Genomic DNA, 16184 nt, shown 5'->3' on the forward strand with positions numbered 1-16184 from the left:
CCGGTTTTGCTGAGCGCTGCGCAGCGCGAATTCGTCGACCTCAAACCCGCGCCGGCTCATCCGCGCTACCGGCCGCGTGTTGCGCAAGCAGTACCGCCCCCGCGAACAGCCGCACGATGAAGCGCTCCGCATAATCGATCAAGGCGTCGCGCCGCTCGGCACTCGCGTCGATGTATTCGGCGGATAGATGAAACAGTTGCAGCACGACCTGCGTGCAGACTTCGTCGACGGTCCCGCGCGCTAACTGTGGCATCAAGTCGAGCTGCACGACGTCGTCCGCCATTTCCGCCGCCACCTCGTGCAGATTCGCGCGCACCGCTTCGCGCAGTGCCGGCGAGGTGCCGTGATATTCGGCGAGCGCGCTCAGAAACGCCGCGCGGTTTTCCTGCGCGAACGCAAAGAACGCCACGCAGGCGCGACGCGGCACGCTATGCGGTTCGTCGTGCGCGGCGAGCCAGCGTTCGCGTCGCAGCATCGGCCGCAGACGCCGGCTTACCGATTCGACGGCTTCGCGCGCCAGATCGTCGAGCGTGCTGAAATGGCGATAGAACGTGTTCGGGTTGAGCCCCGCCTCGCGCGCGAGTTCGCGCAAGCCGAGGCTCGCGAAACTGCGGCCGCCGGCGGTCAGCCGCAGCGCGGCTTCGATCAACTTGCGTTTGCCGGGCGGCAATTCCTGGCCGGCGAGAAGCGCCGCTTCGGGGAAGGAGGTCATGGGGTTTTCGGGCATGACGCTGTAGGTGCCACAGTGGGTACCACGGTAGGTGCCGCCGTGGGTCCGTTTGATAGCAGCACTCTAAACGATCTTGACGCAATGTGTACAGTTGTCTACCCTGCGCTTTACGCTGCGCGTGTAGACAGGCGTAGACGTAGAGGCTGCCCGCCTCGGCCCGGCGTTCGCAACCGGAACGAACACCCGTCGGCGTAACTGTCGGCGTACCCATTCGCCCTACCTGTCCTACACCGCTTTCGCCCCATGCCGGAGACCGCCGTGACGCCTGCCCCTTCCGCTTCATCCGCGACACCGCACATTGCGATCGTCGGCAGCGGCTTTGCCGGCATCGGCATGGCGATCCGTCTGCTGCGGATGGGCATCGCGTCGTTCACGATTTACGAGGCCGCGAGCGATATCGGCGGCACGTGGCGCGACAACACCTACCCCGGCGCGGCCTGCGACATCCCCTCGCATCTCTATTCGTTTTCGTTCGAAGCGAACCCGTCGTGGTCGCGCGCATTCAGCGGTCAGGCCGAAATCCTCGCGTATCTGCGGCACTGCGCGCGCAAGTACGGCATCGAGCGCTACGTGCGCTGCAATGCGAAGGTGAGCGCGGCGCGCTTCGACGACACGCGGCAGCTCTGGCATGTCGACATCGATACGAACGGCACACGCGAAACCGTCGAGGCCGACGTGCTGATTGCCGCGAGCGGCCCGCTCTCGCGTCCCGCCTTGCCGCGCATCGCGGGCATCGAACGCTTCGCGGGCAAGCTGTTTCATTCGGCGCGCTGGGACCATGCCTATCCGCTCGACGGCAAACGCGTCGCGGTGATCGGCACCGGGGCCAGCGCGATCCAGTTCGTGCCGAGAATCCAGCCGCGCGTCGCGCACCTCGATCTGTTCCAGCGCACCGCGCCGTGGGTCATGCCGAAGCCCGACAAAGCCGTCGGCCCGCGCATGCAGCGGCTATTCCGCGCGCTGCCGTTCACGCAGCGTCTCGTGCGCAGCGCCATCTACTGGCAGCTCGAATCGCGCGCGCTGGCGTTCGTCGTCAATCCGAAGCTCATGAAGCTGCCGACGAAATTTGGCCTCAGCTATCTCGAGCGTCGTGTGCGCGACCCGGCGCTGCGCGCGAAGCTGACGCCGAACTACCGGCTCGGCTGCAAGCGCATCCTGCTGTCGAGCGACTACTACCCCGCGGTTTGCGCGCCGAACGTCGAGGTGGTGACGAGCGGCATTCGCGAGATCGTCGCCGATGGCATCGTGACCGAAGACGGTGTGCATCGTCAGGTGGACGCGATCATTTGCGGCACCGGCTTCCAGGTCAACGACGTGCGCGCGCCGTTCGAAGTGAGCGGACTCGATGGCGCCGATCTGAGCACGCTATGGCTGCGCGACGGTCCCGAAGCCTATCTCGGCACGAGCATCGCGAACTTTCCGAACTTCTTCATGATCGTCGGCCCGAATACGGGGCTCGGCCACAACTCGATGATCTATATGATCGAGTCGCAGTTGCAATACATCGTCGATTGCCTGCGCGTATTGCGCAGGCGGAACGCTCGCACGATGACCGTGCGCGCCGACGTGCAGCGCGATTTCAACGCGCGTCTGCAACAGGACATGCGCCGCTCGGTATGGACCACGGGCTGCCATAGCTGGTATCAGACGAATAGCGGCAAGGTCACGGCGATCTGGCCCGGCTTCACGTTCGCGTTTCGCAGGCGCACGCGGCGCGTGCGGCCCGAGGATTACCGCTTCGCGCGTTGAGGCTGGGCGTGCCGCCCTGCCTGGCGCCGGGCCTGGCGCTTTACTTGCTGCCGGGCTGCCGCAGGCAAGGCGTGACTGGCGAAAAGCATGCGGCCCCCGAGCGACACCCACACCGAACAACTAACAACACAGGGAGATAAGAACATGGCAGACACCGGCTCCACCTCATCCGCTTTCGCTGCGATGCTGCCGCGGCGCCCGCTCGCCGCGCGTCTCGGCATCACGAGCGTGCCGCGCGACGAACTGCGTCGGCGCTATACGCAAAGCGGCTCGAAGTTCGTGACGATCATGGGCGCCGACGTGCATTACGTGGACGAAGGTGCAAGCGAAGACGCGGGCCAGGGCAGCACGATCGTGATGATTCACGGCTTCGCTTCATCGCTGCATACGTGGAACCGTGTCGCCGACGAGCTGAAACGCGCGCATCGCGTGATCCGTCTCGATCTGCCGCCGTTCGGCGTGACGGGACCGCTGCATTCGGCGAGCGGCGCAATCGAAACGATGGACCTGCCGACCTACCGCCGCTTCATCGACACGTTCATGCAGGCGCTCGGCATCGCGCGCGCGACGCTGATCGGCAATTCGCTCGGCGGCCTGATTGCATGGGACTACGCGCTGCGCCATCGCGGCGCCGTCGAGCGGCTCGTGCTGATCGATTCGGCCGGCTTTCCGATGAAACTGCCGATCTACATCGACCTGTTCAACCGCTCGCTGGTGCGCATCAGTTCGCCGTGGTGGCTGCCCGAGGTGATCGTCACAAGCGCGGTGCGCAACGTGTATGGCGATCCGCGCAAGCTCGACCCGCTGACGCTGCGCCGCTACGTCGAGTTCTTCCACGGCGAGGGCACGCGCGCGGCGATCGGCAAGATGGTGCCGACGCTAGACTTCCGCGCGCTCGACACCGAGGCGCTGAAAACGCTCGACGTCCCCACGCTCGTGCTGTGGGGCGCGAAAGACCGCTGGATTCCGACCGCCCATGCCGCCGAGTTCGCGAGCCGCATTCCGGGCGCGCAATCGGTCATGTATGCGGAACTCGGCCATATTCCGATGGAAGAAGCGCCCGAGCGCGTGCTCTCCGATCTGCGCACGTTTCTGGGGACGCCAGCGGTTCATGCGCGGGTCCAGGCGGACGTGCAGGCCTGAGGAAACGCGCCGCGCCTCGGTCTAAGCCGATGCATCGATCCGCCAGCCTTGCCGGCACCGCCGCGGGCCGGCGCTCTCAGCCGCCGCCGCTCAGCAGCCGCAGCAGGTCCCACAGGAACTTGCAGATCATCACGATCAGTTCCCACAGTCGGTAAAGCGGCTCCCAGTCCATCACGCGCGCCAAGCACTCGAGCAGGGTCATCGGTTGGAAAAACAGCAGTCCGCACAACAGCGGTCGAAGAAAGAAATAGCCGCCGCGCACGCGGCGCGCCGCACGTCCTTGCGCGCGGGCACGCTACGTCCGCGTCACACCGCCATCATCGCGCGCTTGCGCTCGGCGCGCTGCATGACGAAGTTGGCCGCGACCACCCCGACCGTCACGACCGCGATGAACAGCGTCGCAAGCGCGTTCATCTCGGGATTCAGGCCCAGGCGCACGCGCGAGAACACGACGAGCGGCAAGGTCGTCGAACCGGGGCCGGACAGGAACGCCGACAGCACGAGGTCGTCGATCGACAGCGTAAACGACAGCAGCCAGCCCGACACCAACGCCTGCGAAATCAGCGGCAGCGTGACGAAGAAGAACACGCGCAGCGGCGTCGCGCCGAGGTCGAGCGCGGCCTCTTCGAGCGACGGATGGAGTTCCCGCACACGCGACTGCACGATGATCGCGACGTACGAAATGCACAGCATCACATGGCCGATCCAGATCGTGAAGATACCGCGTTCGGCCGGCCAGCCGATCAGGCGCGCCATTTCGATAAACAGCAGCAGCAGCGAGATGCCCTGAATCACTTCGGGAATCACGAGCGGCGCGTTGATCATGCCCGTATACAACGTGAAGCCGCGAAAGCGCCCCATGCGCGCGAGCACGAAACCAGCCCAGGTGCCGATGACGACCGACGCGAACGCCGTCATCAAACCAATGCGCAGCGACAGCCACGCCGAGGCGATCAGCTCGTCATCTCGCAGCAGCGCCGCATACCAGCGCGTCGAAAAACCGGTCCAGACCGTGACCAGTTGTGATTCGTTGAACGAATACACGACGAGGCTCACGATCGGGATATACAGGAACAGAAAGCCGATGCCGAGCGCGATCAGCTGCAACAGGCGATTCGGCTTCATTGGCGGCCCTCGTCCAAGGCCTTCGCCTGCGCATGCTGGAACAGCGCCATCGGCACGAGCAGCAGCAGCACCATCGCGCACGTCACGGCGGATGCCATCGGCCAGTCGGCGTTGTCGAAGAACTCGTTCCACATGACGCGGCCGATCATCAGCGTGTTCGCGCCGCCGAGCAGCTCAGGGATCACGTACTCGCCGACCGCCGGAATGAACACCAGCAGGCAGCCCGCGACGATGCCGTTCTTCGAGAGCGGCAGCGTGATCTGCCAGAACGCCTTCCACGGTTTCGCACCGAGGTCGTAGGCGGCTTCGAGCAAGGTCAGGTCCATTTTCACGAGGTGCGCGTAAAGCGGCATCACGAGAAACGGCAGGTACGAATAGACCATGCCGATATAGACGGCCGTGTTCGTGTGATACAGCTCGATCGGCGTATGAATCAGCCCGATCGACATCAGGAAGTTATTCAGCAAGCCGTTGTTCTTCAGGATGCCGATCCATGCGTACACGCGGATCAGGAACGACGTCCAGAACGGCAGCATCACGGCCATCATCAGCAGATTGCGCGTGGCCGGATTCGAGCGCGCGATGTAGTAGGCCATCGGGTAGCCGATCAGCAGACACAGCACGGTCGAAATCGCCGCGACCACCACCGAATTGACGTAGGTCGCGAAGTACAGGCTGTCGGTCAGCAGAAACGCGTAGTGCGACAGGTCGAGCGTGATGTGCAGCGCGCCGTCGGCAAAGTCGACGAGGCGCGTATACGGCGGAATGCCGAGCTGCGAATCGGCGAAGCTGATCTTCACGACCAGCAGGAACGGCACGAGGAAGAACAGCAGCAGCCAGATGAACGGCCCCGCCACCACCGCGGTGCGGCCCGTGAGCTTCAGGCGCCGCACCGGCCACACGAAGAACGAAACAAGCGCCTCTTTCATGACGTCAGCACCACGCCGGCCGATGCGCTCCAGCGCACGTACACTTCGTCGCCCCAGGTAGGCGGCTCGATCTCGGTGAGCGCGAGGCTCGTCACGTTCGCGATCACGGTCTTGCCGCCCTCAAGCTTCACGTGATAGAGCGAATAGCCGCCCATGTACGCGATATTCGTGACGACGCCCTTGCCCCAGTTGTGCGCGCCCTCGGGCGGCTTGCGCGTGAGCGCGATGCGCTCGGGGCGCACCGAGATCGTCACGGGCATGCCGAGCGGTCCCGTGATGCCGTGATTGACGTGCAGCTGGCACGGCAGGTCCGGCGTTTCGATAAAGACGTGATCGGCTTCGTCCTCGACCGTATGGCCGTCGAACAGATTGGTCGAGCCGATGAATTCCGCCGAGAAGCGGCTGTTCGGATACTCGTAGACCTCGTGCGGCGTGCCGAGCTGAACGATCTGGCCTTCGCTCATCACGGCGAGGCGGCTCGCCATCGTCATCGCTTCTTCCTGATCGTGCGTGACCATCATGCAGGTCACGCCGACCTGGTCGAGAATATTGACGAGTTCGATCTGCGTGCGCTGGCGAATCTGCTTGTCGAGCGCCGACATCGGCTCGTCGAGCAGCAGCAGCTTGGGGCGCTTGACCAGCGAGCGCGCCAGCGCGACGCGCTGCTGCTGGCCGCCCGACAGCTGATGCGGCTTGCGCTTCGCGAAGCGGCCCATTTGCACGAGTTCGAGCGCGTTGTGCACGCGGTCTTTCAGTTCGGCCTTCGGCACGCCTTCCTGCTTGAGGCCGAACGCGACGTTCGCCTCGACCGTCATATGCGGAAAGAGCGCGTACGACTGGAACATCATGTTGACCGGCCGGCGGTACGGCGGCAGTTGCGCGAGGTCTTCGCCGTCGATCAGGATCCTGCCCGAGGTCACGGTTTCGAGCCCGGCCATCATGCGCAGCAAGGTCGACTTGCCGCAGCCCGAACTGCCGAGCAGCGCGAACAGCTCGCCCTTCTTCACCGACAGATTGACGCCCTTGACCGCCACGGTCTCGCCGAACTTCTTCACGACGTCGACGATCTGGATGAACTGGTCCGCTGCGTCGCCCGTCACGGCGTTCGGGCCCGGGGACGGCGCGCCCGCCCCCGCCAGCGCGCCCGGCTGGTCACTACTGATCATAATGCTGCTTCACTCCGGCGTTTGACGAACAAAGCCCCCGGTGAACACCGAGGGCTTCATGATGATGCGGATTCCCTGCTGCGCGCCGCGCTCAGCGGCCGGACTTGAATTCGGTCCACAGCCGCGTTTGCAGCCGCTGGATTTCCGGCGGCAACGGCTTCAGCAGGAACAGCGTCTTGATGGTCTCAGGCGACGGATACACGGCCGGATCGTTCGCGACGTCCTTGTCCACGTACTTGCGCGCTTCCAGGTTGGTGCTCGGATAGTACACGGCATTGGTGATCGCGGCGTGTACCTGCGGCGTCTCGATGTAGTTGATCCATTCGAGCGCGGCTTCCTTGTGCTTCGCGTCCTTCGGAATCGCCATCACGTCGAACCAGACCGGCGCGCCGCCCTTCGGAATGTAGTACTCGATCCTGTACGGCTTCTTCGCTTCGATCGTGCGATGCTTGGCGATCACGACGTCGCCCGACCAGCCGTACGCGAAGCAGATGTCGCCACCGACCAGATCGTTGATATAGCCCGACGAGTTGAACTGCGTGATGTACGGACGGATCTTCTTGAGCACTTCGAGCGCGGCGCGATAGTCGGCCGGGTTCGTGCTCATCGGGTCTTTACCCATGTAGTGCAGCGTGGCCGCGAACATCTGGTCCGGCGCATCGAGCACCGACACGCCGCAGGCCTTCAGCTTCGAGATGTTCTCGGGCTTGAAGAGGATGTCCCAGTTATCGAGCGGGGTGTCCTTGCCGAGAATCTGCTGGGCCTTCGTGACGTTGTAGGCGAGCCCGGTCGTGCCGTAAGCCCAGGGCACCACGTACTTGTTGCCCGGATCGGCGCCGGCGACGAGCGCCATCAGCGACGGGTCGAGATATTTAAGGTTCGGCAGCTTCGATTTGTCGAGCGGCTCGAAGATGCCGGCGGCGATCTGCTTGCCCGCGTAGTTGCTGGTCGGCACGACGATGTCGTAGCCCGAATTGCCGGTGAGGAGCTTGGCCTGCAGCGTGTCGTCGCTGTCGTAGTTGTCGTACCTGACCTGCACGCCGGTCTGCTTCGTGAAGTTCGGGATCGTGTCCTTCGCGATGTAGTCGGACCAGTTATACACGTTGAGCTGCGTATCCTTCGCAGCGGCCGTCAACCACGGCGCCGCGCACAAGACCAGCGCCGCCACCTGCCCCACTACCCGTCGTTTCATCCCGTTCTCCGATCCCGTCGTCACTCAAGCCGCTGCGTCGCGCGCGGCCCCCGAAAACCCCGAAAACTACCACCAATTACCGCGCGGTCCAAAAAAAACGCCGAGCTGTCGCGCAAACGGCACAGCTCGGGCCGCACCGCTGCAAAATGGCCGCAATTTTAACGGGTTATCGGCGCGTGTCCACCTAAAATTATGCGGGATTATGGGGCTGATAACCGGGTGGCCGCGGCTTGCGCCGGCGTCGCCAGCCCGCCGTTATCGCACTGTCATCCCGTTGTCAGGTGAGCGCGCGAGTAGCGGTGCACAATAGGCGCTTGAGGCTGGCGCCGCCATCATGCAATAGCCGCCCTGCCTCGCTCCACCGCCCGCCGCGCGCGACGGGCAGGTGGCTTGCAAGAGGATGCGTCTCTCCGACCTCAGGCACCGATGAACACCAATCCTTTCGCGTTGCGCCCCAACCGCCGCCGGCGTCTGCCGGGCGAGCCCACGCGGCCCGCGCACTGGTTCTCGTTCCTCGGCGCTGGCGCGCTGATCGCGGTCGGCTATATCGACCCCGGCAACTGGGCGACCGCGCTCGGCGCCGGCGCGGGCTACGGCTACCGGCTGCTCGGCATCGTGCTGCTGTCGAGCGCGATGGGGATGCTGATGCAATGGCTGTCGTCGCGGCTCGGCGTCGTAACCGGGCGCGACCTCGCGCAGCTATGCCGCGAGCGCAACGGCCGGCGCGCGACGCTGTTCCTGTGGCTGACGAGCGAGGTCGCGATCATCGCCTGCGACGTCGCCGAGGTGGTCGGCAGCGCGGTCGCGCTGCAACTGCTGCTCGGCGTCTCGCTGACGGTCGGCGTGATGATGTCGGCGGTCTGCACGTTCGCGCTGCTCGCGCTCCAGCAGAAAGGCGGCCGCCGCCTCGAAGCGGTGATCGCCGTGCTGATCGGCTTCGTCGGCCTGTGCTTCGTCGTGCAACTCGCGCTCGCGCGGCCCGACTGGCGCGCGGCGCTGGCCGGCACCGCGCCGAGCGTCGAGCTGCTGAGGAATGCGGGCATGGTGTGGCTCGCGGCCGGCATCGTCGGCGCGACGGTCATGCCGCACAACCTCTATCTGCACTCGGCGCTCGTCAAGCATCACGCGCCGGACGGCAGCGACCCGCGCATCAAGGTCGCGCTGCACGTGGTCAATCTCGATACGTTCGGCTCGCTCGCGTTCGCGTTCGTCATCAACGCGGCGCTGCTGATCGTCGCGGCGGCCGTGTTCTACGCGAGCGGGCATCGCGACGTGACCGATCTCGCCGACGCGCACCGGCTGATCGCGCCGCTCGTCGGTAGCCGCTGGGCCAGCATCCTGTTCGCGGCGGCACTGCTCGCCTGCGGCCTGAGCGCGACCGTCACCGGCACGCTGGCCGGTCAGACCGTCATGGAAGGCTTTCTGCAAATCCGGCTGCCGCGCTGGAAACGCGCGCTGCTCACGCGCGCGCTCGCGATCGGGCCGGCGCTGCTCGCGGTCGCGCTGTTTGGTCCGCGCGGCTCGAACCAACTGCTCGTCGCGAGCCAGGTGGTGCTGAGCCTGCAATTGCCGCTCGCGGTCGTGCCGCTGATCCGCTACGCATCCGATGCGAACCTCATGCGCGGCTGGCGCGTGCACGGCGTGCCGCTTGCGCTCGCGTGGCTGTCGGCGGCGTTTATCGTGATGCTCAACGGGGCCTTGCTGTGGCAGTTGGCGCTGGGCGCGTGACGCTTACGCATCGGGTAACATGGCGGGACTCCGCTTTTGCGCCACAAGGTTTCCGATGACTTCGAATCTTCACGATCTCCCCGACAGCCCGTGCGTCGGCGTCTGCTCCACGCTGTTCGATGAAGTCTGCAAAGGCTGCGGCCGCACCGCCGACGAAGTATCCAACTGGGTGTTCCTCAGCGACGAGGAAAAGCGCGCGATCTGGGAACGTATCAAACGGGAAGGCACGGCGATGCGTTTTCAGTACGACCGGTTGTAGGCCAGACAAGCCGTAGGCCGGTTTTCTCCGCAAATCGCGGGGAATGCGGGTGAGGCAGGTCGCGCATCGTGTCGTACCGCGCCCGAATGCCATGCCATGGAAAATGCCGGGATGTCCCGGCATTTTCTATTTTTGCGGCCGGCATTCGTGTCCGGATAAGGAAACGCCTGCGCCACAGCAAAAAGCCCGCCGAGGTATCCACCTCGGCGGGCCATCGGGTTCCATCAGGTTTCGCTGCGCTGCCTCAAGACAATCGAGACAAACCAGCTGCCTCGAACAGGCTTTACTCCACGCCCTGACTCGTCAGGAAGTCCTCGTAATTACCGCCGAAGTCGTTCAGCGTGCCATCGGTCTTCACTTCGATGATCCGGTTCGCGAGACCGCTCACGAATTCGCGGTCGTGCGAGACGAAAATCAGCGTGCCGTCGAACTTGTCGAGCGCGATCTGCAGCGACTCGATCGACTCCATGTCCATGTGGTTGGTCGGCTCGTCCATCAGCAGCACGTTGTGGCGGCCGAGCATCAGCTTGCCCCAGATCATGCGGCCCTTCTCGCCGCCCGACAGCACCTTGACCGATTTGCGGATGTCGTCCGCATTGAACAGCAGGCGGCCGAGCGTGCCGCGCACCATCTGCTCGTCGTCGCCTTCCTTGCGGTACTGGTCGATCCAGTCCATCAGCGTGACGTCAGTCGGAAACTCTTCGTAGGTATCTTGCGGCATGTAGCCGATGTTGGCGTTTTCCGCCCACTTCACCGTGCCGTGATCGAGTTGCAGATTGCCGAGCAGCGAGCGCAGCAGCGTGGTCTTGCCCGCGCCGTTCTCGCCGATGATCGCGATGCGCTCGCCCGGCTGCACGCTGATGCTGAAGTTGTTGAAGATCGAGCGTTCGTATTTCTTCGAGATGGTATCCGCCACCACCGCGATGTTGTGCAGCTTCTTCTCGAACTCGAAACGGATAAACGGGTTCTGCCGCGACGACGGCTTGAATTCCTCGATCTTGATCTTGTCGATCATCTTCAGACGGCTGGTGGCCTGGCGCGCCTTCGACTTGTTCGCCGAGAAGCGGCGCACGAAGTCCTGCAGGTCGGCCACGCGCTCCTTGGCCTTCGCATTGGCAGCCTGCTGACGCTCGCGCGCCTGCGTGCTGGCGAGCATGTAGTCGTCGTAGTTGCCCGGGTAGACCTTCAGCGTGCCGTAGTCCATGTCGGCCATGTGCGTGCAGACCTGGTTCAGGAAGTGCCGGTCGTGCGAGATGATGATCATCGTCGAGTTGTACTGGTTCAGAACATCTTCCAGCCAGCGGATCGAGTTGATGTCGAGGTTGTTGGTCGGCTCGTCGAGCAGCAGCACGTCCGGCTTCGAGAACAGCGCCTGGGCGAGCAGCACGCGCAGTTTCCAGCCCGGCGCCACGTTGCTCATCGGGCCGTTGTGGTCTTCGATCGCGATGCCGATGCCGAGCAGCAGTTCGCCCGCGCGCGCTTCGGCCGTATAGCCGTCGTACTCGGCGAATTTCGCTTCGAGTTCGGCGGCGTGCATGTAGTCGTCGTCGGTGGCGTCGGGGTTCGCGTAGATCGCGTCGCGCTCGGTCATGGCGGCCCACATTTCGGTGTGGCCCATCATCACGACGTCGAGCACGCGCACGTCTTCGTAGGCGAACTGGTCCTGGCGCAGCTTGCCGAGACGCACGTTCGGTTCGAGCATCACGTTGCCCGAGCTCGGTTCGAGATCCGAACCGAGAATCTTCATGAAAGTGGATTTACCGCAGCCGTTCGCACCGATCAGGCCGTAGCGGTTCCCTTCCCCGAATTTGACCGAAATGTTCTCGAAGAGGGGCTTCGGCCCGAATTGCATGGTGATATTGGCAGTAGACAGCACGGCGCGTCCCTTTGAATGTGATATCGGCGAAAAACCCAATATTTTAGCAGACTATCGCTAATCTAACCCGCACGGACTGCGCCGCTTTGCCTGACGGCCCCATCCGTTGTTGCGGCGTCGGTAATACGGCGGTGAAAACCGGCGGCTCGGTATCGATCGGTATCGGCAAATTTCGTGGCCGCGCGCCACGGCGGGATGGCCGGCCAACGCCGCACGGCCTGACGGATCGGGCCGCCGCATGTTACGTGCCGCGCATGACGCCGCTTTAACGGTCACACACCCGGCCCCACACGCGGCCACGCCACCGCCCCAGGCATGCGGCCACACGCATCACCCATAAACCGCGCACATCGTTGCCTATACTTTTCGAAGGCGCTTGTCTCGCCCGCGCCCGGCCGAACGGCGCTTTGCCGATCTGCGGCGCAGACCCAGGAGAACATCCATGTCAGAGCACGTTTACAAGAAGATCGAACTGACCGGCTCGTCGACGAAATCGATCGACGACGCCATCAGCACCGCCATCGCCAAAGCGTCGAAAACGCTGCGTAATCTGCACTGGTTCGAAGTGACCGAAACGCGCGGGCAGATCCAGGACGGCAAGGTCGCGTACTGGCAGGTAACGCTCAAGGTAGGCCTGCGTATCGACGACTGAGAGCAGGATTGAGCAGCGGCGTTGCAGTGTCGTGACACGGCGGCAGTCTCCGGTACTGCGACGTCGCGGAATCGGCGGTAGAAAAAAGCTGCACCCGGGCTGAGGCGGACGCAGCTTTTTCGCAGCGTTTTCGTGAAACCGGCCCGGCTTGCCGCAGCAGATGTCGCAGACGAGCCGCTCAAGAACCGGCTGCGGCTACAACGTGCCAGCGTTCACCGGCCGATGCCGATACCCGCCGGGCACTGCGAACCGGCCCGAGGCGACACGCCCCGGCCGCCCTGCCGCGCCTCACTTCGGCAACGTCCCGTCCACCCCCTCGACATACCAGTTCAGGCGCTGCAATTCCGGATCGGTCAGCGTCTTGCCGTCCGGAATCTTCACCGCCCCCGACTGATCCTTGATCGGCCCCGTGAACACGTCGCGCTTGCCGCTCGCGAGTTCCTCGCGTTTCGCCGCCACCTGTTTCTGCGCATCGGCCGAAATCGCCGACGTGTTCAGGTCCTCGAGATTGACCGCCTTCTGCGGCAGACCCCACCACACCGGATCGTTCTTCCACTTGCCGTCGAGCACCTGCTGGATCACCGCGTTGTAGTACACGCCCCAGTGCGCGACCACCGAGCCGAGATGCGCGTCAGGGCCGAACTTCTTCATGTCCGAATCCCAGCCGAACGCATGCACGTGTTTCTCCGACGCGGTCGCGAGCGTCGCGCTCGAATCGGTGTTCTGCAGCAGCACGTCGGCGCCCTGGCCGATCAGCGTTTCGGCGGCCTGCTTTTCCTTGCCCGGATCGAACCAGCTGTTGATCCAGATCACCTTCGTATGCACCTTCGGATTCACCGAGCGCGCGCCGAGCGTGAACGCGTTGATGTTGCGCACGACTTCCGGAATCGGCACCGACGCGACGAAGCCGAGCGTGTTGCTCTTCGTCACGTAGCCCGCGGCGACGCCGGCCAGATAGGCGCCCTGGTACATGCGCACGTCGTAGGTGCCGAAGTTCGGCGCTTTCTTGTAGCCGGTCGCGTGCAGGAACACGGCGTCCGGGAAGTCCTTCGCCACCTTCAGCTGGAAGTCCTGGAAGCCGAAGCTCGTGCCGAAGATGATCTTGTTGCCCTTGTTCGCGAGATCGCGGAACACACGCTCCGAGTCGGCCGATTCCGGCACGTTCTCGACGCGCGTGATTTTGATCTTGTTGCCGAACTTCGCCTCGACTTCGCGCGAGCCCTGGTCGTGCGCGAAGGTCCAGCCGGCATCGCCCGGATTGCCGATATAGACGAAGGCGACGCCCGGCACATCGGCGGCCTGCGCGGTTTGCGCGAGCGGCGCGGCGAGTGCGAGCGAAGCCGCGCACGAGGCGAAAGCGGTCAGCAGATTTCTTCTCTTCATGTGGTTCCCCTGTCGTGTCAATCGGAATGTGCGGCGCGGAATGTGATGAGCGAAACGTGAAGCGCGGACTGCGATGAACGGACTGTGAAGCGCGAATGGCAATGAGCCGATGATGAAGCGCGAATCGCCAAAAACGCCGGCCCGCTCAGCCCGCCGAAAAAAACGGCTTGCCGAGCGATGCGGGCGCATTCAGACGGATCGTGTTCGGATTGCGCGAGATCAGCGCGAGCACGACGATCGTCGCGACGTACGGCAGCATCGCGAGGAACTGCGTCGGCACCGGCACGCCGATCGCCTGCGCATAGAACTGCAGGCCCGTGACCGCGCCGAACAGCAGCGCGCCGATCAGGAGACGCCCGGGGCGCCACGTCGCGAACACGACGAGCGCGAGCGCGATCCAGCCGCGCCCCGAGGTCAGATTCTCCTGCCACAGGTGCAGATTGACGATCGAATAGTAGCCGCCGGCGAGCCCCGCCATGCCGCCGCCGAACGCCACCGCGCCATAGCGCACGCCGACCACCGGAAAGCCGACCGAGTGCGCGACCTGCGGCGATTCGCCGACCGAGCGCAGTACGAGCCCGGCACGCGTGCGATACAGGAACCAGCCGATCGCGGCAAACATCAGGAATGCGAGGTAATCGAGCGGCGTGAGCGTAAACAGCGCCGGGCCGAGCACCGGAATCTTCGAGAGGCCGGGAATGGTCCACGTGTCGATCGTCGCGCGCACGGCGGCCGACGTGTACGGCTTGCCGACATAGGCCGACAGGCCGATGCCGAAGATCGTCAGCGACAGGCCGGTCGCGACCTGGTTGGCGAGCATCGTCAGCGTGAGGAACGCGAACAGCAGCGACATCGCGAGACCGGCGCCGATCGCGGCGAGCACGCCGAGCCACGGGCTGCCCGTGAGCGCCGTGACCGCGTAGCCGCTCACGGCGCCCATCAGCATCATCCCCTCGACGCCGAGGTTGAGCACGCCCGACTTTTCGGCGACGAGTTCGCCCGCGCCCGCGAACATCAGCGGGATCGACGCGGTGATGGCGCTCGACGTGAGCGCACTGGCTTGCTGGATATCCATAAGCGGCGGATGAGCGGATAAGAAATGGATAAGAAGCGGACAAGAAACGGATCAGCGGATTAACGGGCTGCGACGGCCGCCGAGCGGCGCCGCACACGGTAGTTCACGAACAGATCGGCACCGAGCAGGCAGAACAGCAGCAGCCCCTGGAACACGCCCGAGAGCGCCTGCGGCAATTGCATCGAGGTCTGCACCGCTTCGCCGCCGAGATAGAGCAGCGCCATCAGCAGACTCGCGAGCACGATGCCGAGCGGATGCAGGCGCCCGACGAAGACGACGATGATCGCGGTGAAGCCGTAGCCCGGCGACCAGGTCGCCTGCAACTGGCCGATCGGACCGGCGATCTCGCCCATGCCGGCGAGCCCCGCGAGACCGCCGCTGATGAGCAGCGAGGTCCAGACGGTCTTCGTGTCGGAGAAACCGGCATAGCGCGCGGCGAGCGGCGCGAGTCCGCCGACGTTCATCCGGTAGCCCGCGAAGCTCTTGCGCATGAAAAGCCATGCGAGCGGAATCGCGATCAGCGTGAGAAAGACCGAGGCGTTGAGGCGCGTGCCGCGCAGCCATATCCAGTGCCAGTCGCCATAGAGCGTCGGATAGAGCGCGTCGCCGCCGAACATTTCCGACAGCGGAAAATTCATGCCCTGCGGATCGCGCCACGGGCCGCTCACGAGATAGATCAGCAGTTGCGTCGCGACGTAGGTGAGCATCAGGCTCACGAGAATCTCGTTGGTGTTGAAGCGGCTCTTCAGGAACGCCGGAATCGCGGCCCACGTCATGCCGCCGAGCACGCCGGCGAGCATCATCGTCGGCAGAATCCACCCGCCGCTTGCCTGATCGAAATAGATCGCGACGCCGCTCGCGGCAATGCCGCCGAGCAGCATCTGCCCTTCGGCGCCGATGTTCCAGACATTCGCGCGATAACCGATCGCGAGACCGAGGCCGATCAGGCACAGCGGCGACGCCTTCAGCAGCAGTTCCGACCAGCCGTTGATGCTGGAGAGCGGCTCGATGAAGAACGCGTGCATCGCCTGCAACGGGTCGCGGCCGACGAGGCCGAAGATCAGGAAGCCGATCGCGAGCGTCAGCAACGCGGCGATCAGCGGCACGGCAAGCTGCATCGCGCGCGAGGGCGCCGTGCGGGCTTCGAGTCGATAAGGAAGCGTCATGAATAGCGTGT

General features: G+C 64.5%; 15 protein-coding genes. 5 read left to right on the forward strand and 10 right to left on the reverse strand.

Going from position 1 to position 16184, the window contains the following annotated elements:
• Positions 1-40 precede the first annotated feature (40 nt).
• Positions 41-727, reverse strand: coding sequence for a TetR family transcriptional regulator (locus F3J20_RS17625; RefSeq protein WP_167284045.1), 687 nt, complete (start codon positions 725-727; stop codon positions 41-43).
• 261 nt (positions 728-988) lie between these two features.
• On the opposite strand from F3J20_RS17625, the gene F3J20_RS17630 reads away from it, so the two are divergent.
• On the forward strand, positions 989-2479 hold the full coding sequence (locus F3J20_RS17630) for an NAD(P)/FAD-dependent oxidoreductase (RefSeq protein ID WP_167284046.1): 1491 nt from the start codon (positions 989-991) through the stop codon (positions 2477-2479).
• Positions 2480-2623: 144 nt separating this feature from the next.
• The gene (locus tag F3J20_RS17635) at positions 2624-3622 is read left to right on the forward strand and encodes an alpha/beta fold hydrolase (RefSeq protein ID WP_167284047.1); all 999 of its coding nucleotides are present in this window, start codon (positions 2624-2626) and stop codon (positions 3620-3622) included.
• A gap of 76 nt (positions 3623-3698) precedes the next feature.
• Here F3J20_RS17635 and F3J20_RS17640 read toward each other — a convergent pair whose 3' ends face one another.
• The 5 genes from F3J20_RS17640 to F3J20_RS17660 form a co-directional block, all read right to left on the reverse strand.
• Positions 3699-3884, reverse strand: coding sequence for a hypothetical protein (locus tag F3J20_RS17640; protein ID WP_167045885.1), 186 nt, complete (start codon positions 3882-3884; stop codon positions 3699-3701).
• Between the two features lie 44 nt (positions 3885-3928).
• Complete coding sequence (locus F3J20_RS17645) at positions 3929-4747, reverse strand: ABC transporter permease subunit (protein ID WP_167284048.1); 819 nt, start codon at positions 4745-4747, stop codon at positions 3929-3931.
• Positions 4744-5676, reverse strand: a complete 933-nt coding sequence (locus tag F3J20_RS17650) for an ABC transporter permease subunit (protein WP_167046066.1) — start codon at positions 5674-5676, stop codon at positions 4744-4746. The genes F3J20_RS17645 and F3J20_RS17650 overlap by 4 nt, the downstream gene beginning before the upstream one ends.
• Entirely contained in the window at positions 5673-6842 is a 1170-nt protein-coding gene (potA, locus tag F3J20_RS17655; RefSeq protein ID WP_167284049.1) for a polyamine ABC transporter ATP-binding protein, read from the reverse strand. The genes F3J20_RS17650 and potA overlap by 4 nt, the downstream gene beginning before the upstream one ends.
• 91 nt (positions 6843-6933) lie before the next feature.
• On the reverse strand, positions 6934-8034 hold the full coding sequence (locus F3J20_RS17660) for a polyamine ABC transporter substrate-binding protein (RefSeq protein WP_167284050.1): 1101 nt from the start codon (positions 8032-8034) through the stop codon (positions 6934-6936).
• A gap of 426 nt (positions 8035-8460) precedes the next feature.
• On the opposite strand from F3J20_RS17660, the gene F3J20_RS17665 reads away from it, so the two are divergent.
• The gene (locus F3J20_RS17665) at positions 8461-9762 is read left to right on the forward strand and encodes an Nramp family divalent metal transporter (protein WP_167046075.1); all 1302 of its coding nucleotides are present in this window, start codon (positions 8461-8463) and stop codon (positions 9760-9762) included.
• A 55-nt stretch (positions 9763-9817) separates the two neighbouring features.
• A complete protein-coding gene (locus F3J20_RS17670; RefSeq protein ID WP_167046078.1) occupies positions 9818-10021 on the forward strand; it encodes a DUF1289 domain-containing protein in 204 nt (67 codons plus the stop codon).
• 283 nt (positions 10022-10304) lie between these two features.
• On the opposite strand, the gene F3J20_RS17675 is transcribed toward F3J20_RS17670, so the two are convergent.
• Positions 10305-11897: an ABC-F family ATPase gene (locus F3J20_RS17675; RefSeq protein WP_167046080.1), complete on the reverse strand. Its 1593-nt coding sequence runs from the start codon at positions 11895-11897 to the stop codon at positions 10305-10307.
• 442 nt (positions 11898-12339) lie between these two features.
• Between F3J20_RS17675 and F3J20_RS17680 the strand changes: the two genes are divergently transcribed.
• On the forward strand, positions 12340-12549 hold the full coding sequence (locus F3J20_RS17680; RefSeq protein ID WP_167046083.1) for a dodecin: 210 nt from the start codon (positions 12340-12342) through the stop codon (positions 12547-12549).
• A gap of 288 nt (positions 12550-12837) precedes the next feature.
• Here the strand turns inward: F3J20_RS17680 and F3J20_RS17685 are convergent, their stop codons facing one another.
• From F3J20_RS17685 to F3J20_RS17695, 3 genes are all read right to left on the reverse strand, one after another.
• Positions 12838-13932: a BMP family ABC transporter substrate-binding protein gene (locus tag F3J20_RS17685; RefSeq protein WP_167284051.1), complete on the reverse strand. Its 1095-nt coding sequence runs from the start codon at positions 13930-13932 to the stop codon at positions 12838-12840.
• 145 nt (positions 13933-14077) lie between these two features.
• Entirely contained in the window at positions 14078-15007 is a 930-nt protein-coding gene (locus F3J20_RS17690; protein WP_167284052.1) for an ABC transporter permease, read from the reverse strand.
• A 59-nt stretch (positions 15008-15066) separates the two neighbouring features.
• Positions 15067-16173 carry an ABC transporter permease gene (locus F3J20_RS17695; protein ID WP_167284053.1) on the reverse strand — a complete coding sequence of 369 codons (1107 nt, stop codon included), beginning with the start codon at positions 16171-16173 and terminating at the stop codon, positions 15067-15069.
• Between the last annotated feature and the right edge of the window lie 11 nt (positions 16174-16184).

It is taken from the genome of Paraburkholderia sp. Cy-641, from assembly GCF_011752945.1.
In the GTDB taxonomy this organism is placed as follows: domain Bacteria; phylum Pseudomonadota; class Gammaproteobacteria; order Burkholderiales; family Burkholderiaceae; genus Paraburkholderia.